The 24,261-nt window shown below is 38.3% G+C and carries 22 protein-coding genes, 1 pseudogene and 1 other annotated feature; of the genes and pseudogenes, 5 read left to right on the forward strand and 18 right to left on the reverse strand.

Annotated elements, in window-relative coordinates:
- Positions 1-9 precede the first annotated feature (9 nt).
- Entirely contained in the window at positions 10-2,457 is a 2,448-nt protein-coding gene (thrA, locus tag ACPT8Q_RS08465; protein ID WP_050948533.1) for a bifunctional aspartate kinase/homoserine dehydrogenase I, read from the reverse strand.
- Positions 2,458-2,492: 35 nt separating this feature from the next.
- Positions 2,493-2,611 (reverse strand) — a sequence feature (Thr leader region).
- 170 nt (positions 2,612-2,781) lie between these two features.
- Between thrA and ACPT8Q_RS08470 the strand changes: the two genes are divergently transcribed.
- On the forward strand, positions 2,782-3,495 hold the full coding sequence (locus ACPT8Q_RS08470; RefSeq protein ID WP_425622267.1) for a YggS family pyridoxal phosphate-dependent enzyme: 714 nt from the start codon (positions 2,782-2,784) through the stop codon (positions 3,493-3,495).
- Between the two features lie 39 nt (positions 3,496-3,534).
- On the opposite strand, the gene ACPT8Q_RS08475 is transcribed toward ACPT8Q_RS08470, so the two are convergent.
- The 14 genes and pseudogenes from ACPT8Q_RS08475 to ACPT8Q_RS08540 all read right to left on the reverse strand — a co-directional run bounded on the left by ACPT8Q_RS08475 (position 3,535) and on the right by ACPT8Q_RS08540 (position 16,117).
- Positions 3,535-4,671: a glycerate kinase gene (locus tag ACPT8Q_RS08475; protein WP_021034965.1), complete on the reverse strand. Its 1,137-nt coding sequence runs from the start codon at positions 4,669-4,671 to the stop codon at positions 3,535-3,537.
- Between the two features lie 8 nt (positions 4,672-4,679).
- Complete coding sequence (locus tag ACPT8Q_RS08480) at positions 4,680-5,939, reverse strand: GntP family permease (RefSeq protein WP_005658366.1); 1,260 nt, start codon at positions 5,937-5,939, stop codon at positions 4,680-4,682.
- 121 nt (positions 5,940-6,060) lie between these two features.
- Positions 6,061-7,167, reverse strand: coding sequence for a PucR family transcriptional regulator (locus tag ACPT8Q_RS08485; protein WP_105882829.1), 1,107 nt, complete (start codon positions 7,165-7,167; stop codon positions 6,061-6,063).
- A gap of 116 nt (positions 7,168-7,283) precedes the next feature.
- A pseudogene (locus ACPT8Q_RS08490) lies at positions 7,284-7,499 on the reverse strand (GntP family permease); the annotation flags it as partial.
- Positions 7,500-7,587: 88 nt separating this feature from the next.
- A complete protein-coding gene (locus ACPT8Q_RS08495) occupies positions 7,588-8,343 on the reverse strand; it encodes a class I SAM-dependent methyltransferase (protein ID WP_050848306.1) in 756 nt (251 codons plus the stop codon).
- A 158-nt stretch (positions 8,344-8,501) separates the two neighbouring features.
- Positions 8,502-9,164: a YadA C-terminal domain-containing protein gene (locus ACPT8Q_RS08500; protein WP_230306505.1), complete on the reverse strand. Its 663-nt coding sequence runs from the start codon at positions 9,162-9,164 to the stop codon at positions 8,502-8,504.
- A complete protein-coding gene (locus tag ACPT8Q_RS08505) occupies positions 9,148-9,459 on the reverse strand; it encodes a hypothetical protein (RefSeq protein WP_050948537.1) in 312 nt (103 codons plus the stop codon). Before ACPT8Q_RS08505 ends, ACPT8Q_RS08500 begins: the two co-directional genes overlap by 17 nt.
- A 151-nt stretch (positions 9,460-9,610) precedes the next feature.
- A complete protein-coding gene (locus ACPT8Q_RS08510) occupies positions 9,611-10,192 on the reverse strand; it encodes a hypothetical protein (RefSeq protein WP_366663783.1) in 582 nt (193 codons plus the stop codon).
- Positions 10,193-10,435: 243 nt separating this feature from the next.
- A complete protein-coding gene (nagA, locus tag ACPT8Q_RS08515; RefSeq protein ID WP_050948539.1) occupies positions 10,436-11,584 on the reverse strand; it encodes an N-acetylglucosamine-6-phosphate deacetylase in 1,149 nt (382 codons plus the stop codon).
- A 52-nt stretch (positions 11,585-11,636) separates the two neighbouring features.
- Positions 11,637-12,449, reverse strand: a complete 813-nt coding sequence (gene nagB / locus ACPT8Q_RS08520) for a glucosamine-6-phosphate deaminase (protein ID WP_050948540.1) — start codon at positions 12,447-12,449, stop codon at positions 11,637-11,639.
- 283 nt (positions 12,450-12,732) lie between these two features.
- On the reverse strand, positions 12,733-13,614 hold the full coding sequence (nanA, locus tag ACPT8Q_RS08525; RefSeq protein WP_050948541.1) for an N-acetylneuraminate lyase: 882 nt from the start codon (positions 13,612-13,614) through the stop codon (positions 12,733-12,735).
- Between the two features lie 10 nt (positions 13,615-13,624).
- Positions 13,625-14,491 carry a MurR/RpiR family transcriptional regulator gene (locus ACPT8Q_RS08530; RefSeq protein WP_050846807.1) on the reverse strand — a complete coding sequence of 289 codons (867 nt, stop codon included), beginning with the start codon at positions 14,489-14,491 and terminating at the stop codon, positions 13,625-13,627.
- On the reverse strand, positions 14,484-15,386 hold the full coding sequence (locus tag ACPT8Q_RS08535; protein WP_050948542.1) for an N-acetylmannosamine kinase: 903 nt from the start codon (positions 15,384-15,386) through the stop codon (positions 14,484-14,486). Before ACPT8Q_RS08535 ends, ACPT8Q_RS08530 begins: the two co-directional genes overlap by 8 nt.
- 44 nt (positions 15,387-15,430) lie before the next feature.
- Positions 15,431-16,117 (reverse strand): putative N-acetylmannosamine-6-phosphate 2-epimerase, encoded by a 687-nt coding sequence (locus ACPT8Q_RS08540; protein ID WP_005648624.1) that lies wholly within the window; start codon positions 16,115-16,117, stop codon positions 15,431-15,433.
- 349 nt (positions 16,118-16,466) lie between these two features.
- Here ACPT8Q_RS08540 and siaP point away from each other — a divergent pair, with 349 nt between their 5' ends.
- The 4 genes from siaP (at position 16,467) to ACPT8Q_RS08560 (ending at position 21,270) form a co-directional block, all read left to right on the forward strand.
- Entirely contained in the window at positions 16,467-17,456 is a 990-nt protein-coding gene (siaP, locus tag ACPT8Q_RS08545) for a sialic acid TRAP transporter substrate-binding protein SiaP (RefSeq protein WP_005691499.1), read from the forward strand.
- 64 nt (positions 17,457-17,520) lie between these two features.
- Positions 17,521-19,371, forward strand: a complete 1,851-nt coding sequence (gene siaT, locus ACPT8Q_RS08550) for a sialic acid TRAP transporter substrate-binding protein SiaT (RefSeq protein WP_038439053.1) — start codon at positions 17,521-17,523, stop codon at positions 19,369-19,371.
- Positions 19,372-19,546: 175 nt separating this feature from the next.
- On the forward strand, positions 19,547-20,674 hold the full coding sequence (locus ACPT8Q_RS08555) for an N-acetylneuraminate epimerase (protein ID WP_050948543.1): 1,128 nt from the start codon (positions 19,547-19,549) through the stop codon (positions 20,672-20,674).
- 161 nt (positions 20,675-20,835) lie between these two features.
- Positions 20,836-21,270, forward strand: coding sequence for a methyltransferase family protein (locus ACPT8Q_RS08560; RefSeq protein ID WP_005691502.1), 435 nt, complete (start codon positions 20,836-20,838; stop codon positions 21,268-21,270).
- A gap of 42 nt (positions 21,271-21,312) precedes the next feature.
- Here ACPT8Q_RS08560 and hflC read toward each other — a convergent pair whose 3' ends face one another.
- The 3 genes from hflC to ACPT8Q_RS08575 form a co-directional block, all read right to left on the reverse strand.
- Positions 21,313-22,200 carry a protease modulator HflC gene (gene hflC / locus ACPT8Q_RS08565; protein ID WP_048951898.1) on the reverse strand — a complete coding sequence of 296 codons (888 nt, stop codon included), beginning with the start codon at positions 22,198-22,200 and terminating at the stop codon, positions 21,313-21,315.
- On the reverse strand, positions 22,200-23,420 hold the full coding sequence (gene hflK, locus ACPT8Q_RS08570; RefSeq protein WP_048951899.1) for an FtsH protease activity modulator HflK: 1,221 nt from the start codon (positions 23,418-23,420) through the stop codon (positions 22,200-22,202). Before hflK ends, hflC begins: the two co-directional genes overlap by 1 nt.
- 121 nt (positions 23,421-23,541) lie before the next feature.
- Positions 23,542-24,249: a 4'-phosphopantetheinyl transferase family protein gene (locus tag ACPT8Q_RS08575; RefSeq protein ID WP_050948544.1), complete on the reverse strand. Its 708-nt coding sequence runs from the start codon at positions 24,247-24,249 to the stop codon at positions 23,542-23,544.
- Positions 24,250-24,261 lie beyond the last annotated feature (12 nt).

Genomic DNA, 24,261 nt, shown 5'->3' on the forward strand with positions numbered 1-24,261 from the left:
AAATCCTTATTAATGTTGTAATGTTCTTAAAATATCTGCAAAGATACCTGCCGCAGTAACTGCATTGCCTGCGCCATAACCACGTAATAAAAGTGGGATAGGTTGGTAATAACGAGTGTAAAATGCTAAGGCATTTTCGCCATCTTTTACTTTATAAAGTGGGTTATTCTGATCCACTGCAACAATAGATACTTTGCATTTACCTTCGCGAATTTTTCCAACATAACGCAATACTTTGCCTTCAGCTTTAGCGGTGGAAACACGAGCTTTAAACTCTTCATCAAGCTGTGGCAACATTGCCATAAATTCATCTGCAGATTTTCCTTCAGAAAAGCCTTTCGGCAATACACCTTCAACCTCAACATCGGAAAGTTCAAGTTCAATTCCTGATTCACGAGCCAGAATTAATAATTTACGCGCTACATCTTGTCCAGAAAGATCATCTCGGGGATCTGGCTCAGTAAAGCCTTTTTCTCGCGCAAGTGCGGTAACTTCTGAAAGAGAAAGTCCTTCTTCTAATTTACCAAAAATAAAGGAAAGCGAGCCAGATAAAATACCTTCAAAATATTCAAGTTCATCGCCTGCGGCAAGTAAGTTTTGAAGATTTTCAATAACTGGTAAACCTGCGCCCACATTGGTTTCATACAAAAACTTATGGTGGCTTGCTTGAGCATTTTGACGTAATTCATTGTAATATGCTAATTCTCGTGTATTCGCTTTTTTATTTGGTGTAACCACATGGAAACCTTCTTTTAACGCACGAGCATAAAGCCCTGCGACAGATTCTGCCGAAGTACAATCTACAAATACAGGGTTTACCACGTGATGTAATTTAATGAAAGAAAGCAATACATCAAAATCTGATGGCTGAGTCGCATTTTCTAAATCGGTTTTCCAATCCTCTAAATTTAATCCATTTTCATCAAGCAACATACGATTAGAATTTGCTATAGCGCAGACACGAATTTCAACATTCTTCTTTGCTAAATACTCCTTTTGGCTCTTTACCTGCTCTATTAATTCTCCGCCTACTCCACCAACGCCCACTAAAAACATATCCACGACTTTTTTATTATTGAAAAGTGCCTGATGGGTAGCTTTCACTGCTTCAATTGCTTTATTTTGCGGCACAACTGCAGAAATTGAACGTTCACTAGAACCCTGTGCAATCGCTACAATGCTAATATTTGCCTGTGCTAATGCCGAGAAGAAACGAGCAGCAATGCCTTTCGCTTGCTTCATTCCATCGCCCACAACAGAAATAATGGATAAATCTTTAATCACTTCAATTGGTTCTAATTGATGCACGCTTAATTCATTAGCAAACTCCGTTTCTAATACAGTTTTCGCTACTTCTGCAGATTTCACAGGCACACAGAAACTAATACTATATTCAGACGAAGACTGAGTAATTAAAATAACTGAAATACCTGCGCCTGACATAGCTGAAAAGACACGAGATGCCATCCCTACCATGCCTTGCATTCCCGGACCTGACACATTAAACATCGCCAAATTGTCTAAGTTAGTAATACCTTTAACTTGTAAACCTTCTGATTTCACATTGCCATCAATAATAGAACCTGGTGCAGAAGGATTTCCTGTATTTTTAATGACACAAGGAATATTTTGTGGCAACAATGGGCCAATCGTACGAGGATGAATGACTTTCGCACCGAAATAAGAAAGTTCCATTGCTTCACGATAAGAAAGCGTTGGTAATAAACGTGCATCAGGCACTAAACGCGGATCGCAAGTATAAACGCCATCCACATCAGTCCAAATTTCACATACGCTTGCGCCTAAACAAGCGGCTAAACAGGCTGCAGAATAATCTGAGCCATTACGACCGAGCAGCACCAACTCACCTTTTTCATTACCCGCAGTAAAGCCTGCCATCAGCACCACTTTATCTTTTGCGATACTTGCTGCATCAACACGTTTTGTTGATTCTTCAATTTCAACAGAAGATTCAAGGTAACCGCCTTTTGCCAATAATTGTTTGACAGGATCCACAATATGTACGCTATAGCCACGCGCTTCAAACCAAGCTTTCATCATTGCGATAGAAAGTTTTTCACCACGGCAATCAATGGTCGCTTTAACTGCATCTTCTACTTTTCCTGCCTGACGAATTTCTTCTAATAATTCTTTGATTTGAGCAAATTCAGCATCAATAAGCGCCTTGGTGCCATTTAAGTCGAATTGATTATTTTCGGTATGCAAGCCATTGATGATATTATAGAAAATTTCGATTGCTTCGTTGAAATGTGTATCGGTTGGTTGATTTAATGCAGCTTTTTCAGAAAGGGCGACGAGATGATTAGTTATTTTGGCTGGTGCTGATAAAACACCAGCAGCCTGCTCTTCTAAATGAGCTTGCTCGATCAATTTCGCCGCTTGGGAAAAACGTTCCGGATTTGCAAGCGAAGTGCCGCCAAATTTAAGTACGCGCATAATTGGTTCTCCTAGAGATATTGTGTTTTTAAATTTATAAAAAAACCCGCTATTCAGTTGAATTGCGGGTTTTCAGTATCCTGTTTTTTGCTGCACTAACCCGCACCATTAATTGTAATAATGGTCATCATAATAGTGGTAATTGTGCTAATGATTACGGATAAAGTGCGGTTATTTTTCATTATGTTTTATCTTGAAAAATGAATGCGTAAAGAAATACCGAAATTTCCCGAGCTTGTCAAACAGAAAGTAACAAATTTTTCAGAAATTTTCTCAACCAATAAATTTCGTGTAAACTAACTGCACTTTTATAAAGGAGAACCTATGAATATCCAGCATAATCTCAACCTAATTCAGCAAAAAATTGAAATGGCTTGCGAAGAAGCTAAACGCAATCAAAATACCGTAAAATTACTTGCCGTATCTAAGACCAAACCTATTTCCGCGATTCTTTCGGCTTATCAAGCTGGGCAAATAGCCTTTGGGGAAAATTATGTGCAAGAAGGTGTAGAAAAGATCCAATATTTTGAATCTCAAGGTATTAACCTTGAATGGCATTTTATTGGTCCATTACAATCGAATAAAACCCGTCTTGTTGCAGAACATTTTGATTGGATGCAAACACTTGATCGAGCAAAAATTGCAGATCGTTTAAATGAACAACGACCGACCAACAAGGCTCGATTGAATGTATTAATTCAGATTAATATCAGCGATGAAGAAAGTAAATCAGGCCTCCAACCTGAAGAAATGCTAACACTGGCAAAACACATCGAAAATTTACCGCACTTATGCCTACGTGGCTTAATGGCAATACCCGCGCCGACCGATAAAATCGCTGAACAAGAAGCCGTGTTCAGAAAAATGTCAGACCTATTTGAACAACTGAAACAAGCCTTACCAAATCAACAAATAGATACGCTTTCTATGGGAATGACCGATGATATGCCGAGCGCAATAAAATGCGGTTCTACAATGGTACGCATTGGTACTGCGATTTTTGGTGCAAGAAATTATTCAACATCACAAAATAAATAATCATGGAATAAGGCTCGAATTTAAAACAAGCCTTATTTATTAATGAAATTTAAATGCCAGTACTCTCGCCACATTTTGAGCGGAAGAAATTAAATTTTGTTCGCCTTGTTTGAGAATATCCGATAAATCGCCAAGTTGGTGAATAATAGGAAACACCGCATCAATACCGTGATCAAACACCACATCATAATCTTCACGCAAACACCCTGCGATGGCGATCACTGGCTTATTGAACTGTTTTGCCGTACGTGCCACACCAATTGGCGTTTTACCCATAATACTTTGTGCATCTATTCGCCCTTCACCCGTAATCACCACATCAGCATCTTTTACATAGTCGATTAAACGTAACCGGTCTAACACAATTTGTATACCTGCTTTCAGTTGTACGCTTGGTAATAATAGCAATCCACCACCCATACCACCAGCAGCACCTGCGCCAGCCTGATCACGAATTTGTTTACCGCAATCACGTTCGGCAATTTCAGCAAAATGCGAAAGTGCAGCATCAAGTTGTTTCACCATTTCAGACGTTGCACCTTTTTGTGGTCCAAAAATGGTAGATGCGCCACATTCACCACAGAGCGGATTATTCACATCGCACGCTACTTCAATGTGAACTTGTTGCAAACGTGGATCTAATTGTTGAACGTCAATCTTCACAATATTTGCTAGCTCTGCTCCACCAAAACCGATAGGCTTATCTTGCGAATCTAAACATTGCATCCCTAGTGCTTGCAACATTCCTACACCACCATCGTTGGTTGCGCTACCGCCAATGCCAAGAATGAAACTCTCTACGCCTAAATCTAATGCCAGTTTAATCAACTCCCCTGTGCCGTAACTGGTGGTAAGCAAGGGATTGCGTTTTTCAGGCGGAACAAGATGTAAACCAGAAGCTGCTGCCATTTCGATAATCGCGGTTTTTCCATCTCCCGATAAACCGAAGAAACTTTTCACTTTGTCACCCAAAGGCGCGGTGACTTCACATTCAATGAGCTTGCCTTGCGTGGCATCCACAAGGGATTGAACTGTACCTTCGCCCCCATCTGCCATTGGCAATTTTACATAGTCCGCATCGGGGAATACACGTTTGAAGCCTGTTTCAATGGCGGTAGCTACTTCAAGTGCGGTCAAACTTTCTTTAAAAGAATCAGGTGCAATCACAAATTTCATAACAACTCCTAGAATTTAAATACGCCAAAAATTAAGGTAGAAACGATGGTCATCATCAAACCGACCGCACTTTCATAAGGAATAAGTTTTAAACGTTCTTTGATATCCATATTCACACTACCGCCTGTAGCATGGAAGAAAGAACCATGTGGCATATGATCAAATACGGTCGCCCCTGCATGAATCATTGCTGCACCAGCAAGACTGCTAACTCCAAGTTCTAACAAGGTACTACTGAACACATTGGATGCCACCGCAGTACCTGCCGTGGTAGAAGCTGTCGCTAAAGACATCAACACCCCTGAAATTGGTGCAAGAATGTATGATGGCAAACCTGAATGTTCCAAACCTTGAATCAATACTTCTTTTAAACCAGAATTAGCAATGATGCCAGCAAGCGCGCCTGTACCAAGTAACATAATTGCCACGGGTGTCATTTTACTCAATCCATTGATAGCATAACTATTTATATTGCGAAGTTTGCCCATACAAAGCGCACCAATCAAGCCACCTAACGGCAATGCAATTAATGGATCAACTTTAATATCAAACAATGGACGAAGTGCCAATAGCAAAATTGCCACTAAAGGTGCGACAAGTGCGGTCAGAAATGAAGGTAAATTTTGCGTTTCAAGCACGATTACCTCTTTGTCAGTCACTTTAGAACCTTTGTTGATTAAGCGTTTTGCTAAGAAGTAGGTGAGAATCAAACCAAATAGTGCGGGAATTATACCAGCCATCATCACGGAAGTGAGTGGCAAATGAAAAGTATCTGCTGCCGCAATGGCATTTGGGTTTGGCGACATAATATTACCAGCTTTACCACCGCCAATCATGGCGAGCAAAATTGCAGCTTTCGATAAATCGCTGCGACGCGATAACGCTAAAGCAATTGGTGAAACAGTAATCACTGCCACATCCACGAACACACCCACCGCAGTTAAAATCATCGTCGCTAGTGCCAAGGCGAGTAAAGCTCGAGTTTCACCCAATTTATTAGTAATGGTTTCCGCGATGGAATTTGCTGCACCCGATTCAATCAGCACGCCTGCCAACACACCAGCAGCTAAGATACGCATAACCGCAGTAGTAATACCCTGTGCGCCACCGATCATTAGGCTCACTGTTTGCGATAAATCCGCACCACCAATTAAGCCTCCAACCAAAGCTCCCACCAACATACCATAAGCTGGTGAGACTTTTTTCAAAATGAGGAAGATAGCAACGATTAACGCCACCAACGCACCTATTGCTGAGACTGTTGTCATTTTTTCTCTCCTATAAAAATTAAAACCAAGGAGATTATTTCTGTTTTATAGGGGAAATGCTTTATTAGAGCAAACAAAAAGTGCGGTTAAAAATCATCAAACTTTGTAAAGTTATACAACCTCAATGTTCTAACAACGTTCCGAGATAGAGCGTTAATTTATCATCTATCTTATTGAAAAATAAGCCAGTTATTTGCTCTATTTTGTTCAATCGATAACGCAAAGTATTCGGGTGAACAAATAATTTTTCCGCAGTGAGATAAAGATCACAATTTGATAAAAAATATTGTTGAAGGGTTTTATAAAGTGTCGCATTTTCTTCTGAGAAAAGGGGAGAAAGGGGTTTTATCAATTCGTTCCCTTGCCAAGAATGGGATAATCCAGCAAGTAACACAGGCAATCGATTCTCATCAAACACATAAATACCTTTGCGTGGATGATGTTTTAATCCATAAGAAAGCGTGCTTTGCGCACTTTGAAAAGACAAGGGAAGCTGCTCAAAAAGCGGTAGATTTAGACAAGCGCCTACAGCAATTTTATAATCTTGTTTTGAATAATCTGCAGGTAAAAGCGTTTTCATTTGAGCAGAAAGTACGGTGGAGTTTTGCCAAGTCTTTAAGACCACAACCTGATCAAGGGACAAAATTGCCACATCCTGTGCAAATTCAGACTGTTCCAAATAATTGATCAGATGCTGTAAATTATCCAGGGCTGGATTAAGTAACTTAATCAATACAACCACACGAGATTTATTTAAATCAAAAGAAAAAAATTTCGCCTGCTGTTCCATCTCTTTCCAATTCAAATTGCAATGTAATAATTGTAAAATAAATTCTTCTTTGTAACGACGATGCCAGCTTTCTTGTTCGAGTAAAGCCTGTTGTTCCACAATAAGTTCTGCCGTCATTTTCACTAGTTCGGCATATTGTTTCACCTGAGTTGGCTCACCAGAAATCCCCACCACTCCAATATTTTTGCCTAAATAATGAATCGGTAAATTAATCCCTGGTTGTGCTTCAAAATTCCATTTTTGTGCCAACGCTTGATCAATCTCTACCACACGATTTTCCCGCAACGCCAACACCGCTCCTGTGTGCCGTTGATTCAAACGCGTTGAATTTCCCGACGCAATGATCACACCGTCGTGATCCATTACATTTACAGAGTGATGAATGATCTTCATTGCACGTTTAACAATTTTTTTGGCAGTGTATTTGTCAAGTTGCATATTTGTAATAAAGAAGATAAATGAAGATAAAATATTGAGAAAAAGAAAGTTAGTCAAATATTGTTTTATCTGCAAGAAAAGACGGGAGACTATTCTCCCGCACTGCGTTTTTATCGCTATAATGTTTTATTCTGAACTTGAACATATCCCATAATTAATGCCAAAATTCCTAGTGGAAAAATAAGATCTATTACAGAACCATCATTTCCCCAAATCAAATTAGCAATAATGACGAGACTACCACTTATCGCCCAAGCAATTGTTGTAGGTATTGACCATACAATCATTTGTTTTTTTACATCATTAATCCCCATCATTCGATTCCAGAATAAATAAATTAATATAAATGATCTGCACCCCAAAACTAAACAAATAAGCTTACTCATTAAGGTGCAAATCAAAGTGCGGTTCATTTTTATATTATTTTTGACTACATACAGCAATAAAATGTAATTTATGTTCAGGATCATTAAAGGTTTTGAACATTCTTTTAAATTGCTCACGATTTTCCGCTTTCATCGCATTACGGATGATTTTTAACGTACCGAAAATTCCTTCATCATAAATCATTCCTTTTGGAGAAAGTAATGTCATCTCGCCAGAGAAAGTATCTACATATCTAAAGCCACTTTCTTGGAATATGCCTTTCCATCCATCTTTCGTTAATGGCGTGACAGTCACGTTAATCGCTTTTCGCATATTTTCTAGAATAGTTTGATGATCATTCCCCACCAGCATAACATCGTGAGTAAGCAATAAACCATTTGGTTTTAACACTCGAAAATATTCTGCAATGGCTTTTTTCTTCGCTTCCACGGGTAACATCGTGAGCATCGCTTCATTGATGACAATATCAAAACTTTCATCCTCGAAAGGCAACTTCATCGCATTCGCACGCTGCACATGAATTTTTTCTTGCAAGCCATTTGCTTCGATATTTGCTTGTGCTTTTGCTAACGCATGTTCGTCTAAATCAACACCTTCAATATGGCAACCAAATTGCTTCGCCAATCCAATTGCAGTCGTCCCCATATTACAGGCAACCTCTAACACTTTTTTATCTTGGCTAAAATCGCCATTGGCTATTAACCAATCTGTCGCTTTTTTACCACCTGGACGCAAACGAGTTTTACCTAAACGTGCAAGAAAATTATGCCCTACTTCATCTTTTGCCATATCTATCTCCTAGTAATTAACTTGGTTTTTATATTATAGATAAAAATGATAACTATTAAAATGGCAGATCAAACAAATAAGGCGGAATAATTGTTCCGCCTTTTTCTCTTATTTCTTCAATGCTTTTTTCAATTCAAGTAATTCTCGACGTAACTGTTTCAATTCGCTTTCCATTTCAGCTTGTTTATGCAGTTTTTTTCGGTTTCTACTTGTTGAGAACGCATCATCACTACTTCTTGTCTCAATTGCAAAACTTCCGCAGAATTGACCACACTTTGTGTTGAAACCGCAGGTTTGGATTTGTTACCAAATTTCCAAGAAACACCTACACCAAAAGTTTTTTCCGAACCAGAAAAACTCCCCGCTACATTAAGCAACACATTTTCAGCTGGCTTAAACACTACACCCATTGCCATCGCCTGCGCATTTTTATAGCTTCCTACACCTAAAGATAACGCAAATTTATCATCTTCGCCTAATTGTGCAGGTTTTAATGAAGCCAACGCCGCAGCACTTGCACCAACTCGGTTAATACGTAAATCTGTTCGATTTAAACGCGTATTTACGTGAGTGAATTGATTATCAATTTGTCCAAGTTTAGTTTCTGTACCATCTAAACGATTATTAACTTGTGTAAAGTTATTATTAACTTGAGTAAATTGGTTATCAATTTGACCCAGTTTATTGTCTGTATTATCTAAACGGTTATTGACTTGAGTGAATTTATTATCAACTTGAGCAAATTGATTATTCACTTGACCAATTTTAGTTTCTACCGCATTTAACTGACGAACATTTACTGCATCATTCTTCTGTGCCATCGGCGACATTAACGATTTGGCGGCGGAAATTAGTTGATGAATCACCAACAGAAACACTGTTTTCTCGATCTGCAAAGGACATATAACCTACAGCAACAGAATGTTTGGCAACAGACTTAGCATAAGCTCCTAAAGCTGTTGATTCTTTAGCATATGCTAAAGAACGATTCCCCACCGCAGTACTGTCTTCGTCTACTGCTGTACTGGAACTCCCCAAAGCCGTTGAATATCTGCCTATTGCGGTACTATATGTGCCGTAAGCAGAAGCCGTTAGTGCATGTGAAGATGAATGCATCCCAAAAGCTGTTGCAGCATAGGTTTTTCCATAAATTTTTCTAATTCTTCTGGTGTTTTTGAAAGAGTTCTTGTTGGGCTAGTAATTGAATTGGATAGAATGGCAGTACTGCCAGATTGTCTAACATAAGATTTCTTTAAGGCTTCAAGATCTATTTTTTACTATTTCCATATTCATTATTATACGCCTCAACTGTTTCAACTTTACTAAGCAGACCAACAGCAATAGAACCGTATCCGCCTAGGGCTTTGCTCTCATGTCCTAAAGCAATACTATATTCTTCATTCGCTTCAGACCATCGACCCAACGCCATACTTCGTTTTCCTAACGCTTTTGCATGCGTGCCAATAGCAATGCCTTCCCCATTAACTCCCGTTTCTGAATATGCTCCTATCGCAGTAGAATCCTTACCTAAAGATTTCGCCCCTTCTCCAATGGCAAGACTCAAATATTCGCCAGCCTTAGCACTCGCACCTATGGCAAGTGAATTTGAACCGGAAGCATTGGCTTCATTTCCTACGGCTATAGCAAGTTGTTTAATGGCTTTGGATTCACTTCCAACAGCAACAGTATCCGGTCCCGAGGCATCAGCGTTCAATCCAAATGCAACAGAACGAACGATTGCTTTTGCTCCAGAACCACAAGCGATACTATCTCCATCTTTTTTACATATTGACTGATCAATCGCAAAAAACTGAACAGGATAAAAAGAAGTAGAAAGAAGCAGGCTGATTAAAGAAAGTCGGGTTAGATTATTTTGCTTGCTTGCTTGCTTGCTTGCTTGCTTGCTTGCTTGCTTGCTTGCTTGCTTGCTTGCTTGCTTGCTTGCTTGCTTGCTTGCTTAATGATTTTCATAATATTTTTCCTTTTGTCAAATAAATGATTATCGAAAGGCTTCCAAAAATTACAAAATATTAATAAAAAATCTGTGACGTATATCACAGATTTTTAAATCAATTAGCTATTTAGGCTTTTACTATTTACTCTCTTTCCACTTTCCATTTACTACTGTGCCGATCACTTTATAATCTGGCGTAAACACTGCTAAGTTTGCTATCTTACCTTTTTCTACCGAACCTAAACGATCATCTATACCAATTGCACGAGCTGGGTAAAGGTTACTCATTCTAATGGCTTCCGCAAGAGGAATTTCAACATATTCTACCGCATTTTTAATGGATTCCATCATTGTGATTGATGCCCCTGCAATCGTGCCATTCGCATCATAGCAACGCCCATCTTTGATATAAATTGTTTTTCCTACAAAGGTAAAACTTTCTAGTTCTGGCGGTGCACCTGCGGCTGCAATGGAGTCAGTCACAATACAAAGTTTGTCGCCTTTGATTTTTTTATCAATGCGAACATTGCCGTAATTCACGTGAATACCATCAACAATAATGCCTGTGTAAATATCGCTGTCTAGCACAGCTCCCACGACACCCATTGCACGCCCAGAACTAATTGGCGACATTGCATTATGCAAGTGAGTCGCAAAAGTTACACCTTTATGGAATGCGGCTTTAGCCACCTCATAGCTTGCGTTGGAATGCCCTACAGAGACAATAATGCCCGCTTCCACAAAATCGGGCGTATAGTTAATAGTTGGATTTTCTGCGGCAATGGTAATTTTTGTAATGACATCCGAATTTTCACAGAGAAAATCTTTCATTTCTGGCGTAATTTCACGAATATATTCGGGACGGTGCACGCCTTTTTTCTCAATGCTGAGATAAGGCCCTTCAATATGTAAACCAAGTGCTTGGTTTTTATGCTTGTTTAAATATTCACGCATAATTTTCACCGCACTTTTTATATTTTCATCAGGCGCAGTAATAAAAGTGGGAAGGAAACTTGTACAACCTGATTTTAAGTTAGTTTCCTGCATAATTTCCAAGGTTTCAACGCTAGTTTGGTCGTTAAACATCACGCCACCACAGCCATTTAATTGCAGATCAATAAAACCAGCAGTTAAATTATTACCTTGTAAATCAATGGTTTTGATGTCCTTTTCTAATTCAGTTTGCGGGATCACTGCTTCAATAGTCTCGCCATCAATTACTACCGCATAATCTCGTAGAATTTCATATTTAGTGTAGATCACACTGTTGGTTAATGCGTATTTCATTCTATACCTTCCAAATTTTTTAAGAAAAACGACTGATTGTAAAAATGATAGGTTATTTATCGCTGTAATAAGTCCCAGCAACCGCACCTTCTAATTCAGTAAAATATTTCACGGTTTTCACTTTTAACTCTTGTTGAGCAGCTTCATCACAAACGAGCAAGAAATGACGGTGCATTTGTAATGCACTGACTGTCCATAAATGGTTAATACTGCCTTCAACGGCAGCTTGCACTGCCAGTGCTTTTTGATGTCCTGTTGCTAAAATCATCACTTCTTCTGCATCTAATAATGTGCCAACACCAATGGTTAAAGCATATTTCGGCACTTGAGTAACATCGTTATTAAAGAAGCGTGAATTTGCAATTAATGTATCTTGTGTGAGTGTTTTAATGCGGGTGCGAGAACTTAATGAAGAGGCAGGTTCATTGAATGCAATATGTCCATCCACACCAACCCCCCCCATAAACAGATGAATTTTGCCGTAGGATTTAATTTTTTCTTCATAACGACGGCATTCTGCATTATGGTCATCGGTATTGCCGTTAAGAATATTGATATTTTCAGGTAAAATATCAATATGATTGAAAAAATTGTTATACATAAAACTGTGGTAACTTTCAGGGTGTTCCTCTGGTAAACCCACATATTCATCCATATTGAAAGTCACTACATGTTTGAAACTCACTTTGCCTGCTTGATAAAGTCGAATCAGTTCTTGATAAGTTTTTAGTGGTGTACCACCAGTAGGTAACCCCAATACAAAAGGACGCTCGGCGGTAGGTTTAAAATCATTGATACGATTGATGATATGTTGTGCAGCCCAACAACTGACTTGTTGTTCTGTTTGTAGCGGAATAAAACGCATATTAGCCTTCCTTTATTATTGACCGTAATGATCCTATTCATATCGTAGGCTGGACTGCCCCCCCTACACCAAAGGATCATTATAAGTGCGGTAATTTTCTATCTTATTTTTAAAAAGAAATTCTTTTGCTCCAATAATTTACGACAAAGCAATAGAAGTTGCCCCCTTCCGCCCTTCGGGTACCTTCCCCCGTAAACAGGGGAAGGGAAATTCTTACTGACTTGTTATTCTGTTTGTAACGGAATAAAACAGGGGGAAGGTAAGTTTTTTCTAATTTAAATATTTATGACAAAAATTTCGCTTTCAATTCTTTTGCTTTTGCAACTTGTTCTTCTGTTGCTTTTGCTGTCATTGGCTCACGGCAATAACCTGCATCCACCCCTTCTAATTTAAGCAATTCTTTGATGGTTAAATATAAACCGTTCGCTAAAATGCCTTCGATTAAATCGTTGGTTACATGTTGAATTTCTAATGCTTCAGTTAATTTACCTGCTTTGGTTAATTCAAAAATTTGACGAGCACGAACGCCGTTTACGTTAAAGGTTGAACCAATTGCACCATCCACACCAAGTGCAGCTGCAGGTAACATCATTTCATCGAAACCAGCCCAAATTAAGTGGTTTGGATAAGCTTTTTTCAAACGTTCTAATAAGTAGAAATCACCTGCTGTGAATTTTACCCCTAATACTTTCGGGTTTTTGTAAAGCTCGCCAAATTGTTCAATGCCCATATTCACGCCAGTTAAGAACGGAATAGAGTACACGATCATATTATTGCCCGTTTCAGCAATAATGGTGTCGTAATAATGTTTAATTTCAGGGAAACTAAATTTGTAGTAGAACGGAGTAACTGCAGATAAGCAATCATAGCCTAATTCTGTTGCATATTTACCTAATTCAACTGCTTCTTTTAGGTTTACGCTGCCCACTTGAGCAATTAGTGCGATTTGATCTTTTGCTTCATCTTTTGCAATGCGGAAGATTTCTTTTTTCTCTTCCGTTGAAAGCATAAAGTTTTCGCCTGTTGAACCGCCCACATATAAGCCGTCCACTTTCATTTTGTCGATGTTGTGGCGGATGATTTGGCGTAAACCTTTTTCATTAATGGTGCCATCTTCATTAAATGACACTAATAATGCACTGAAAATACCTTTTAAATCACGCATAAGTTTTCTCCTATTTTATACGTTGTTCAAGAATTACATTGAGAGTTTTTTGTTTAGTTTGAGCGGCAATTTCTTCTTCGCCCTGCACTAACAAAGCATAAATTAAATCCAATACAAAAAGCTGTGCGATCTTGGTGCCAATAGAATCGCCTTGTAACTTGCCTTGTTTATTACCATTTACCAAAACATAATCAGCATATTCTGTCACGGGGGAACGCAAACTATGCGTCAATGCCACTGTTGTTGCACCATTTTGTTTTGCAATTTTGATGGTATGTGCCGTTTCAGCAGAATAACCAGAATGGCTTAAACCAATTGCCACATCAGAAGACGTAAGTAATGCTGCCTGCATATACATAAAATGATTATTACCTGAAGCATCCACTTGAAAACCAATACGCATCAGCTTATTTTTAGCATCTTCCGCCGTTACGCCAGATGAACCCACACCAAATAAAAAAATACGACGTGCTTTTTTAAGTACTTTAACGACTTCTTCAAGCTGTTTTAAATCAAGTAAATTAATCGTTTCTTCCATTACATTAGCAACTGCGGCTTGCAATTTTTGTGCAATAGTGAGCGAATCATCACTTGGCATAATTTCTGTTTCAAGTACGCTTTCATCTTGATTATCTTTCGTCGCAAGTTCAATAGAAAGCTCTAGTTTGAAATCGCTGAAACCTTTAAAGCCAATGGTTCGACAAAAACGGACAAGCGTAGCTTCTCCAACTTCCAAATGTTTAGCGATTTCTGAAAGGGGGCATTGAGAGACCAAATCAGGCGAACGCAAAATCGTATCGGCAATTTTTTTCTCTGATTTAGTTAAGCTCTGGTAAAGCAAGCCAATTCTGTTTAACACATTTCCCGATTTAGCCATAAATTGTTCCTTCAGGCTTATCCAGTAAAACATCTTTTACCCAATAAGCTGCGCCAATTAAACCTGCATCTTGTCCAAATTTAGCGGATTCAATTTCACAACAATATATTGAAGGAAAATCTTGTAAATATTTTTCGACCAAAGGTAAATATCCCTCAGCTAATCCTACACTACCACCAATCGCGATTTTTTGAATATCTAAACTAATCACTAAATCTGCAATTAAATTAGCAATGGCTTTCGCAGAACGCTCGACAAGTGCGGTCGCTTTTTCATCATTTTTTCTAAAACGCTCAAACACTTCTTTTGGCTCACACGGATCTTCCCATTGGGAAGAAATCGCTTCAATTGCTCGCCCTGAAGCAACCGCTTCGACACAACCACGACGCCCACAACCACAGATCACACCATTTGGATCCGCTAATGTATGACCAATATGCCCAGCAATACCACGAGAACCTGTCTGCAAAATTTGGTTCAATACAACGCCACCGCCAACTCCTGTTGAAACGGTAATAAAAACGAAATTTGATACCTGTTCAGAATTTTGCAATTGATATTCCGCATAAGTCGCAGCTTGTGCATCATTTAATAAACCAATTGGTTTATCCGTATGTTTTGCAATACTCGCTTTAAGTGGAAATTCCGCCAAGCCGCCTAAGTTTTTCGGATTTAATGCACTTAAAATACCATTATTGATGATCCCCGTAGATGCCACCGCTACATAATCAAACTGCCCTTCATAATCAGCAAGCAATTTGCCTAACGCTTGGTGCATTCCCTCCACCACATTTTCACGTGGTGTATGAATTTGCTGACGTTGCTCAATTTCGCCATTTTTTACAATCGCCGCAGCAATTTTTGTCCCACCAATGTCTAGTGCTAAACAACGCATAACTTATCCTTATAGTATAAAGTCTTTTCTCACACGTCTTACGACTATCTTGCAGATTTCACTGAATTAGCAAACCAACTCACAATATGTTCAAGACGAGTTAAGGCTGAACCTACAGTCACGCAATCTGCGCCAATTTCAATTGCCACTTTTGCTAATTCAGGCGTGTTATAACGCCCCTCAGCCATCACAAAACAACCCGCTGCTTTTAAATCTTTTACTAATTGATAATCAGGTTCTTTTGGCACTGAGCCACCTGTATAACCCGACATCGTACTACCGACAATATCAAAACCAAGTGCTTTACAATACAGGCCTTCTTCTAAATTAGAACAATCTGCCATTGCCAAACAGCCCATTTCGTGGATTTTTTTCACCGCACTTTCAATATCCACAGGACGCGGACGGCTCGTGCCATCTACTGCAATAATATCCGCGCCTGCATTGGCTAGATCTTCAATATCTTGTAAAAACGGCGTAATACGCACGGGACTATCAGGCAAATCACGTTTTACAATTCCGATAATCGGAACATTCACAAAAGGACGGGTTGCTTTAAGGTTATCAACACCCTCAATACGTAAGCCAGAAGCTCCGCCCATAACCGAAGCCTGAGCCATAGCAGAAACGATTTCAGGTTTATCCATTGGGCCATCATCGACAGGTTGGCAAGAAGAAATAAGACCATATTGAATTTGGGAAAGCACTTCTTGATAAGATAATTTAGACATATAACACCCCTCATTTAAATCTGAATAAATCACTTTAAAATTAATTTAATCCACATAAAACAATCTTTTATAAATTGTAATATGCTTATATTTTCATCATTTAACATTATTATATGAAAAAGAAATGCCATTTTAAAGAATATTTTTGAAGTGTTTTTTCACAAATGTGATCAACTTCTCATTTTTGAAATAAAACTCGTAAAACTATTTTAAATTTGTTTTTTTACTCTTAGAATTGCTCTCGAATCCTATTTTGGGGGAGAAAACATACATTTTTTGCCTGAATTGATTCTCATATTACGGGGTTAATATATAACCCTTTCCAACATAAGTTCACACAGGAGCGAATATGATGAAATTGACAAAACTTTTCCTTGCCACAGCCATTTCTTTAGGCGTATCTTCTGCTGTTCTTGCCGCTGATTATGACTTGAAATTCGGTATGAATGCTGGAACTTCATCAAATGAATATAAAGCAGCAGAAATGTTTGCCAAAGAAGTCAAAGAAAAATCACAGGGTAAAATTGAAATTTCACTTTATCCAAGTTCACAATTGGGTGATGACCGTGCAATGTTAAAACAATTAAAAGACGGTTCTCTCGACTTCACCTTTGCAGAATCTGCTCGCTTCCAGTTGTTTTACCCTGAAGCAGCAGTATTTGCCTTACCTTATGTTATTAGCAACTACAATGTTGCACAAAAAGCCTTATTCGATACAGAATTTGGTAAAGATTTAATTAAAAAAATGGATAAAGATCTTGGCGTTACTTTACTTTCCCAAGCTTATAACGGTACTCGCCAAACGACTTCAAACCGTGCAATCAACAGTATTGCAGATATGAAAGGCTTAAAACTTCGTGTGCCAAATGCTGCAACAAACTTAGCCTATGCTAAATATGTTGGTGCATCGCCAACACCAATGGCATTTTCTGAAGTTTATCTTGCGTTACAAACGAATGCCGTCGATGGTCAAGAAAATCCGTTAGCAGCAGTGCAAGCACAAAAATTCTATGAAGTGCAAAAGTTCTTAGCAATGACTAACCACATTTTGAATGACCAACTTTATTTAGTAAGCAACGAGACTTATAAAGAACTCCCTGAAGATCTTCAAAAAGTCGTAAAAGATGCTGCCGAAAATGCAGCAAAATATCACACTAAATTATTCGTAGATGGAGAAAAAGATTTAGTCACATTCTTTGAAAAACAAGGTGTGAAAATTACACATCCTGATCTTGTCCCATTTAAAGCATCAATGAAACCATATTATGCTGAGTTTGTAAAACAAACGGGTCAAAAAGGTGAAGCAGCTTTAAAACAAATTGAAGCAATCAATCCATAATCCCTCTTTAGTGTGCCGTAATGGCACACTACATTCCCTTATTCTTCATTAAACGGAGTGAAGTATGAAATATATTAATAAGCTTGAAGAATGGCTGGGTGGCACATTATTTATTGCCATTTTCGGTATTCTTATCGCTCAAATTCTTTCACGCCAAGTTTTTCATTCTCCGTTAATTTGGAGTGAAGAACTCGCCAAGCTCTTATTTGTTTACGTGGGTATGTTGGGTATCAGCGTTGCTGTGAGAAAACAAGAACACGTATTTATTGATTTTTTAACTAATCTAATGCCTGAAAAAATCAGAAAATTCACAAATACTTTTGTACAATTATTAGTCTTTGTATGTATTTTCTTATTTATTCATTTCGGTATTCGTACTTTTAACGGCGCATCATTCCCTATTGATGCCTTAGGAGGCATTTCTGAAAAATGGATTTTCGCAGCACTGCCTGTTATCGCAATATTAATGATGTTTCGCTTTATCCAAGCGCAAACCCTAAACTTTAAGACAGGGAAAAGCTATTTACCTGCGACTTTCTTTATCATAAGTGCGGTCATTTTATTTGCGATTTTATTTTTCGCACCAGATTGGTTCAAAGTATTGCGCATTAGCAATTATATAAAACTCGGTTCAAGTTCAGTCTATGTCGCCTTACTCGTTTGGCTCATCATTATGTTTATCGGTGTCCCTGTAGGTTGGTCCTTATTTATTGCTACTCTACTTTATTTTTCTATGACACGTTGGAATGTCGTAAATGCCGCAACTGAAAAATTAGTCTATAGCCTAGACAGCTTCCCATTACTTGCCGTGCCATTTTATATTTTAACGGGCATTCTAATGAATACAGGTGGGATTACCGAACGTATTTTTAATTTCGCTAAAGCCTTACTCGGTCATTACACAGGAGGAATGGGACACGTTAATATCGGCGCAAGTTTATTGTTCTCTGGTATGTCAGGTTCAGCACTTGCTGATGCGGGGGGCTTAGGTCAATTGGAAATCAAATCAATGCGTGATGCTGGTTATGACGATGATATTTGCGGAGGAATTACTGCTGCTTCTTGTATTATTGGGCCATTAGTTCCGCCAAGTATTGCAATGATTATTTACGGTGTCATTGCCAATGAATCTATCGCAAAACTCTTTATTGCAGGTTTTATTCCCGGTGTATTAATTACTTTAGCTTTAATGGCAATGAATTATCGCATTGCAAAAAAACGAGGTTATCCACGTACACCAAAAGCTACGAAAGAACAACTTTGCAGCAGCTTTAAACAATCTTTTTGGGCAATCTTAACGCCGTTATTAATTATCGGTGGTATTTTTTCAGGCTTATTCAGTCCAACAGAATCTGCCATTGTTGCAGCCGCATACTCTGTAATTATTGGTAAATTTGTGTATAAAGAATTAACCTTAAAAAGCTTATTTAATAGTTGCATAGAAGCAATGGCAATTACAGGCGTAGTCGCCTTAATGATTATGACCGTGACTTTCTTTGGCGATATGATTGCCCGTGAACAAGTCGCAATGCGTGTTGCTAATGTGTTTGTTGCCGTTGCCGATTCACCTTTAACCGTATTGGTAATGATTAACGCACTGTTACTTTTTCTTGGAATGTTCATTGATGCCCTAGCATTACAATTTTTAGTATTACCAATGCTTATTCCTATCGCGATGCAATTTAATATTGACTTAATCTTCTTTGGTGTAATGACCACATTAAATATGATGATTGGTATTCTTACCCCACCAATGGGAATGGCTCTCTTTGTTGTTGCTCGTGTAGGAAATATGTCAGTTTCCACGGTAACCAAAGGCGTATTACCGTTCTTGATTCCCGTTTTCGTCACATTAGTATTAATCACGATTTTCCCACAAATCATCACATTTGTGCCAAATCTATTGATACCATAATAAAAAGCGCGGTTGAAAAACATTAAATTTTTTAACCGCACTTTTATCTTTTTCGTAAGTTACATCTGCCGTATCTTACAATACAAAAGGGTGCAATAACTGCACTTTATCAACGCCTATTCAATGCCGTTTAATGAATAGAAAACTGTAAACACAACTCAAAATGGGGTTTATTATGAAACTAACTAAAACAGCATTATGTACCGCACTTTTTGCTACCTTTACTTTTTCAGCGAACGCACAAACTTATCCTGATTTGCCAGTGGGGATCAAAGGAGGAACAGGCGCATTAATTGGCGACACAGTTTATGTGGGATTAGGTTCTGGTGGCGATAAATTCTATACCTTAGACCTAAAAGATCCTTCAGCACAATGGAAAGAAATTGCTACATTTCCGGGTGGCGAACGCAATCAACCTGTTGCAGCCGCAGTGGATGGAAAACTTTATGTATTCGGTGGTTTACAAAAAAATGAAAAAGGCGAACTTCAACTCGTTAATGACGCTTATCGCTATAACCCAAGCGATAATACTTGGATGAAACTTCCTACTCGTTCTCCCCGTGGTTTAGTAGGATCAAGTGGTGCATCTCACGGAGATAAAGTTTATATTTTAGGCGGCTCTAATCTCTCTATATTTAATGGTTTCTTCCAAGACACTGTGGCAGCAGGAGAAGATAAAGAGAAAAAAGATGAAATCGCAGCAGCTTACTTCGATCAACGTCCAGAAGATTATTTCTTTACAACAGAATTATTGAGCTATGAACCCTCAACCAACAAATGGCACAATGAAGGTCGCATTCCATTCTCTGGTCGTGCTGGTGCAGCCTTTACAATTCAAGGTAATGATCTCGTGGTTGTCAATGGCGAAATTAAACCAGGACTTCGCACCGCTGAAACCCATCAAGGTAAATTCACTGCTAAAGGTGTGCAATGGAAAAATTTACCTGACTTGCCCGCACCAAAAGGCAAATCACAAGATGGTTTAGCTGGTGCGCTTTCAGGCTATAGTAACGGTCATTATTTAGTCACTGGTGGCGCAAATTTTCCAGGTTCAATCAAACAATTCAAAGAAGGAAAACTTCACGCACATAAAGGTTTAAGCAAAGCTTGGCATAACGAAGTTTATACTTTAAATAATGGTAAATGGAGCATCGTTGGGGAATTACCAATGAATATTGGCTATGGTTTTTCTGTATCTTACAACAATAAAGTTTTACTGATTGGCGGTGAAACTGACGGAGGTAAGGCTTTAACTAGCGTCAAAGCAATCAGCTATGATGGTAAAAAATTAACCGTCGAATAATTTATCACAGAATAATGCATAAAATTTATAATAATCAAAAGCGGCGAAATTTATCGCCGCTTTATGCAAAATAAAAGTAATTAAAGCAAAATTAACACAAATTTTGACCGCACTTTAAATGCTCTATAAAGAGCTGGCATTTTTATTAATAAGATTTAGCGATGTTATTTATTCCACCACCACTACTCTGTTTATTCATTGCCATAGCAATGTATTTTTTGCCAAAGATTGCTAGTTATTCTGTCCATTTTTCAGTGATTGTTTTTGTTATTTCCCTTTCATTTTTGATTGCTTTAAGCAGCGTTATGCAATTCTTTATATGTAAAACCTCCATTAATCCTCGTGATTTTAAAGGCACAACAAAATTAGTTTGCACAGGCATATTTCGATTTAGCCGTAACCCAATGTATTTAAGTTTGCTGTTAATTTTGCTTGCTTGGACGCTTTGGTTAGGTAATAGTTTGGCTTGGTTAGGCGTAATTATCTTTATATTAGTGATAAACCAGTTTCAAATAGCCCGAGAAGAAACCTATTTGGAAAATAAATTTGGCGATGAATATCGTCGTTACAAACAAAAAGTAAGACGTTGGCTATAAAAAAACACCTTCACGAGGAAGGTGTTTTTATCAAATTAAAATCTATTTTTTCGGTGCCTGCATAAAGCGGAAGAAATCACTATCTGGTTTTAAAATCATTATATTGTCAGAATTTGCAAAACTCGCTTCATAGGCTTTTAAGCTACGCACAAAAGTAAAGAATTGTGGTTCTTGAGCAAAAGCATCTGAATATAATTTTGCTGCAGCTGCATCGCCTGAACCTCGTAATTCTTGTGCAGTTTTATTTGCATTAGCAAGAATTAACGTTACTCTGCGATCTACATCAGCTTGAATAAATGCTGCTTTTTCTTTCCCTTGAGAACGGTGTTCACGCGCCACTGCATCACGTTCTGCACGCATACGTTGGTAAATTGAAGAAGAAACTTCATCTGGTAAATTAATTTGTTTTACACGCACATCGATCACTTCAATACCCAATTCTGCCGTACTGTCTTGTCCTGAATTTAAAGCTTTTTTTGCCCCTTCCATTAATTCCCCACGAGTACCAGAAACAATATCTTTAATCGTGCGTGAACCAATTTCAGAACGTAAACGGTCATTTACTTTACGACTTAATAAATTTGCAGCTTGAGCATAATCGCCACCGCCAGTGGATGTGTAGAATCGTCCAAAATCACTGATTTTCCATTTCACATAAGAATCCACTAGCAAATCTTTTTTCTCAACAGTAACAAAACGTGTTGCAGAGCCATCTAAAGTACGAATACGCGCATCTAAAACTTTGATGCTATCAATTAAAGGCACTTTAAAATGCAAGCCTGGTTCATAGACAACCACTTTGTTATCTGCATCACGCTGTACTTTGTTAAATCGTAACATAATGCCACGCGTACCTTCCGTTACAACGACGATACTAGAATAAACCACTGCCGCAATCACGAAAATAACAGGTAATAAAAATCTACGCATTAGTTAAATCTCCCTTGACGAATCGGCGCAACGGTGGTTGGTTGAGGCTGATAAGAATTTTGACGTTCTGGCGCAGTAAAAGCAGGCGAAGAATTAACCGCACTTGGCACACTTGTTACCGATTTTTTGCCCATAATTTGCTCTAGCGGTAGCACAGTTAAATTATTACCATTATTGCCATCAAGCATTATTTTTGGCGTATTTGCCATCACTTTTTCCATCGTCTGAATATATAAACGCTCACGCAGTAAATCTGGCGCAGCCTTAAATTCTGGCAACAAGCGTTGCAAACGTTCCACTTCACCTTTTGCATCTAACACGATACGATCTTTATAAGCTGTTGCTTCTTCAAGAATACGTTGCGCATCACCGCGTGCAATCGGTTCTTTCTCACGCGCATAGGCTTCCGCTTCACGAATAAAACGTTGTTCATCTTCCTGCGCTTTAATTGCATCATCAAACGCATCTTTTACTTCTTCAGGTGGGCGCGCAGATTGGAAGTTCACATCAATAACCTCAAGTCCCATATCATAGGATTTGATAATTTCATTCAAAGCTTTCCAAGTATTTTCACGCACGACAGAGCGACCTGTGGTTAAAATATCATTCATAGACATATGCCCAATAACATAACGTAATGCACTATCTGTCGCTTGATTCAAACTATCATCTGCATTTGTTACGCTAAAAAGATATTTTGCAGGATCTTGCACGCGATATTGCACGGTCATTTCCACTTTTACCATATTTTCATCTTGAGTCAGCATTGCACCTTGTGTACGCAACTCTTTTACTTGCTCCACATTTACTGGCAATACTTTATCTACAAATGTTGGTTTCCAGTTCAAACCGGGTTGAACAATAGAATGTAACTCGCCAAAACGAAGCACCACACCGCGTTCAGCCTCTTTAATGGTGTAAAAACCGCTTACGCCCCAAATAATCGCACCAATCGCTACAGCAAGTGGAATAACTTTGCCAAAATGAAATGGCGTATTGCCTTGAGAACTGCCATTATTTTGACCGCTCTTTTTATTTCCACCACCTAATTTTTTAAGCAGATTATTAAAAATCTCCTCAATATCTGGCGGAGATTGCTCTTGATTTCCACGATTTTGGTTATTATTCCATCCATTATTGTTGGATGAATTTCCCGGCTGTTGGTCGTTGCTCTGCCCTGGTTTACTCCAAGGATCGCGATCTGAACCGTTCTGTGACATTTCATTCTCCATTTGTCAAAAAATTGTTAAGAGTTTAGCTAAATAAATGGGGCACGTCTATGAAAATACAAGAATTTTTAGGCAATAAAAAATCCTTGATTTTACACAAGGATTTTCTTGATTAATTCACATCATAAAAAACGCATTTTTGAAGTTCTTTTATCTGTAAACTTTCCCCACTCCATTCATAAAAGTGCGGTAATTTTTCTTGATGATTGACAAAAGCAGCTAAATAAATAGGGAGTTCATCAGTAAACCACAACTGCCCCTGCGGACAATAATCCGAAAAAATTTTTTGTTGTTCAGGGAAATGACGAACATTGGATAATTTTACGATCCCAAATCCTTGAGATTTCAATACAGCTTCTCGTAAACACCAACAACGATAAAAAGCGTTCAAAGAATCCTGCTGATGATGAAACCAATCAATTTCTTCTTTTGGTGCAATATGTTCCATCAACGCCGTAAAATTTCTTATTTTAGGAAATTCAATATCAATTCCCACCGCACTTTTTTCTTCATTTCTAATATCTAATATTACCGCCACCCAATCACCAGAATGACTAATATTAAAATCTATTCGCTCATCAAGAAAATAAGGTCTGCCACTTTCAGTACGATGAATTTGAGATAAAAGTGCGGTGGATTTTCTAGATATTTTTAAAAGTTGGAAAAGTAATAAGTGAGCAAGCCGACGGCACTGATGACGCTGAAAAACACGCGAGCTATCCGTTTCAGTTTGATATAGATTTTCTGGAATCAGTTCATCGGGTAAGGATTCCAAAGAAAAAGGTTGATTTATATTGCCGTAGGCGATGTAGGTTGTCATAAAAATAAAAGC

Source organism: Haemophilus sp. HN_Hi10 (assembly GCF_049821985.1).
GTDB classification, from domain to species: domain Bacteria; phylum Pseudomonadota; class Gammaproteobacteria; order Enterobacterales; family Pasteurellaceae; genus Haemophilus; species Haemophilus influenzae_D.

What these genes read in the sequence shown, in the direction of transcription:
- thrA (WP_050948533.1), bottom strand. Translation starts at nt 2,457, where the DNA reads ATGCGCGTACTTAAATTTGGCGGCACTTCGCTTGCAAATCCGGAACGT.
- ACPT8Q_RS08470 (WP_425622267.1), top strand. Translation starts at nt 2,782, where the DNA reads ATGAATATCCAGCATAATCTCAACCTAATTCAGCAAAAAATTGAAATG.
- ACPT8Q_RS08475 (WP_021034965.1), bottom strand. Translation starts at nt 4,671, where the DNA reads ATGAAATTTGTGATTGCACCTGATTCTTTTAAAGAAAGTTTGACCGCA.
- ACPT8Q_RS08480 (WP_005658366.1), bottom strand. Translation starts at nt 5,939, where the DNA reads ATGACAACAGTCTCAGCAATAGGTGCGTTGGTGGCGTTAATCGTTGCT.
- ACPT8Q_RS08485 (WP_105882829.1), bottom strand. Translation starts at nt 7,167, where the DNA reads ATGCAACTTGACAAATACACTGCCAAAAAAATTGTTAAACGTGCAATG.
- ACPT8Q_RS08495 (WP_050848306.1), bottom strand. Translation starts at nt 8,343, where the DNA reads ATGGCAAAAGATGAAGTAGGGCATAATTTTCTTGCACGTTTAGGTAAA.
- ACPT8Q_RS08500 (WP_230306505.1), bottom strand. Translation starts at nt 9,164, where the DNA reads ATGGCACAGAAGAATGATGCAGTAAATGTTCGTCAGTTAAATGCGGTA.
- ACPT8Q_RS08505 (WP_050948537.1), bottom strand. Translation starts at nt 9,459, where the DNA reads ATGCATTCATCTTCACATGCACTAACGGCTTCTGCTTACGGCACATAT.
- nagA (WP_050948539.1), bottom strand. Translation starts at nt 11,584, where the DNA reads ATGAAATACGCATTAACCAACAGTGTGATCTACACTAAATATGAAATT.
- nagB (WP_050948540.1), bottom strand. Translation starts at nt 12,449, where the DNA reads ATGCGTTTTATTCCGCTACAAACAGAACAACAAGTCAGTTGTTGGGCT.
- nanA (WP_050948541.1), bottom strand. Translation starts at nt 13,614, where the DNA reads ATGCGTGATTTAAAAGGTATTTTCAGTGCATTATTAGTGTCATTTAAT.
- ACPT8Q_RS08530 (WP_050846807.1), bottom strand. Translation starts at nt 14,491, where the DNA reads ATGGCTAAATCGGGAAATGTGTTAAACAGAATTGGCTTGCTTTACCAG.
- ACPT8Q_RS08535 (WP_050948542.1), bottom strand. Translation starts at nt 15,386, where the DNA reads ATGCGTTGTTTAGCACTAGACATTGGTGGGACAAAAATTGCTGCGGCG.
- ACPT8Q_RS08540 (WP_005648624.1), bottom strand. Translation starts at nt 16,117, where the DNA reads ATGTCTAAATTATCTTATCAAGAAGTGCTTTCCCAAATTCAATATGGT.
- siaP (WP_005691499.1), top strand. Translation starts at nt 16,467, where the DNA reads ATGATGAAATTGACAAAACTTTTCCTTGCCACAGCCATTTCTTTAGGC.
- siaT (WP_038439053.1), top strand. Translation starts at nt 17,521, where the DNA reads ATGAAATATATTAATAAGCTTGAAGAATGGCTGGGTGGCACATTATTT.
- ACPT8Q_RS08555 (WP_050948543.1), top strand. Translation starts at nt 19,547, where the DNA reads ATGAAACTAACTAAAACAGCATTATGTACCGCACTTTTTGCTACCTTT.
- ACPT8Q_RS08560 (WP_005691502.1), top strand. Translation starts at nt 20,836, where the DNA reads ATGTTATTTATTCCACCACCACTACTCTGTTTATTCATTGCCATAGCA.
- hflC (WP_048951898.1), bottom strand. Translation starts at nt 22,200, where the DNA reads ATGCGTAGATTTTTATTACCTGTTATTTTCGTGATTGCGGCAGTGGTT.
- hflK (WP_048951899.1), bottom strand. Translation starts at nt 23,420, where the DNA reads ATGTCACAGAACGGTTCAGATCGCGATCCTTGGAGTAAACCAGGGCAG.
- ACPT8Q_RS08575 (WP_050948544.1), bottom strand. Translation starts at nt 24,249, where the DNA reads ATGACAACCTACATCGCCTACGGCAATATAAATCAACCTTTTTCTTTG.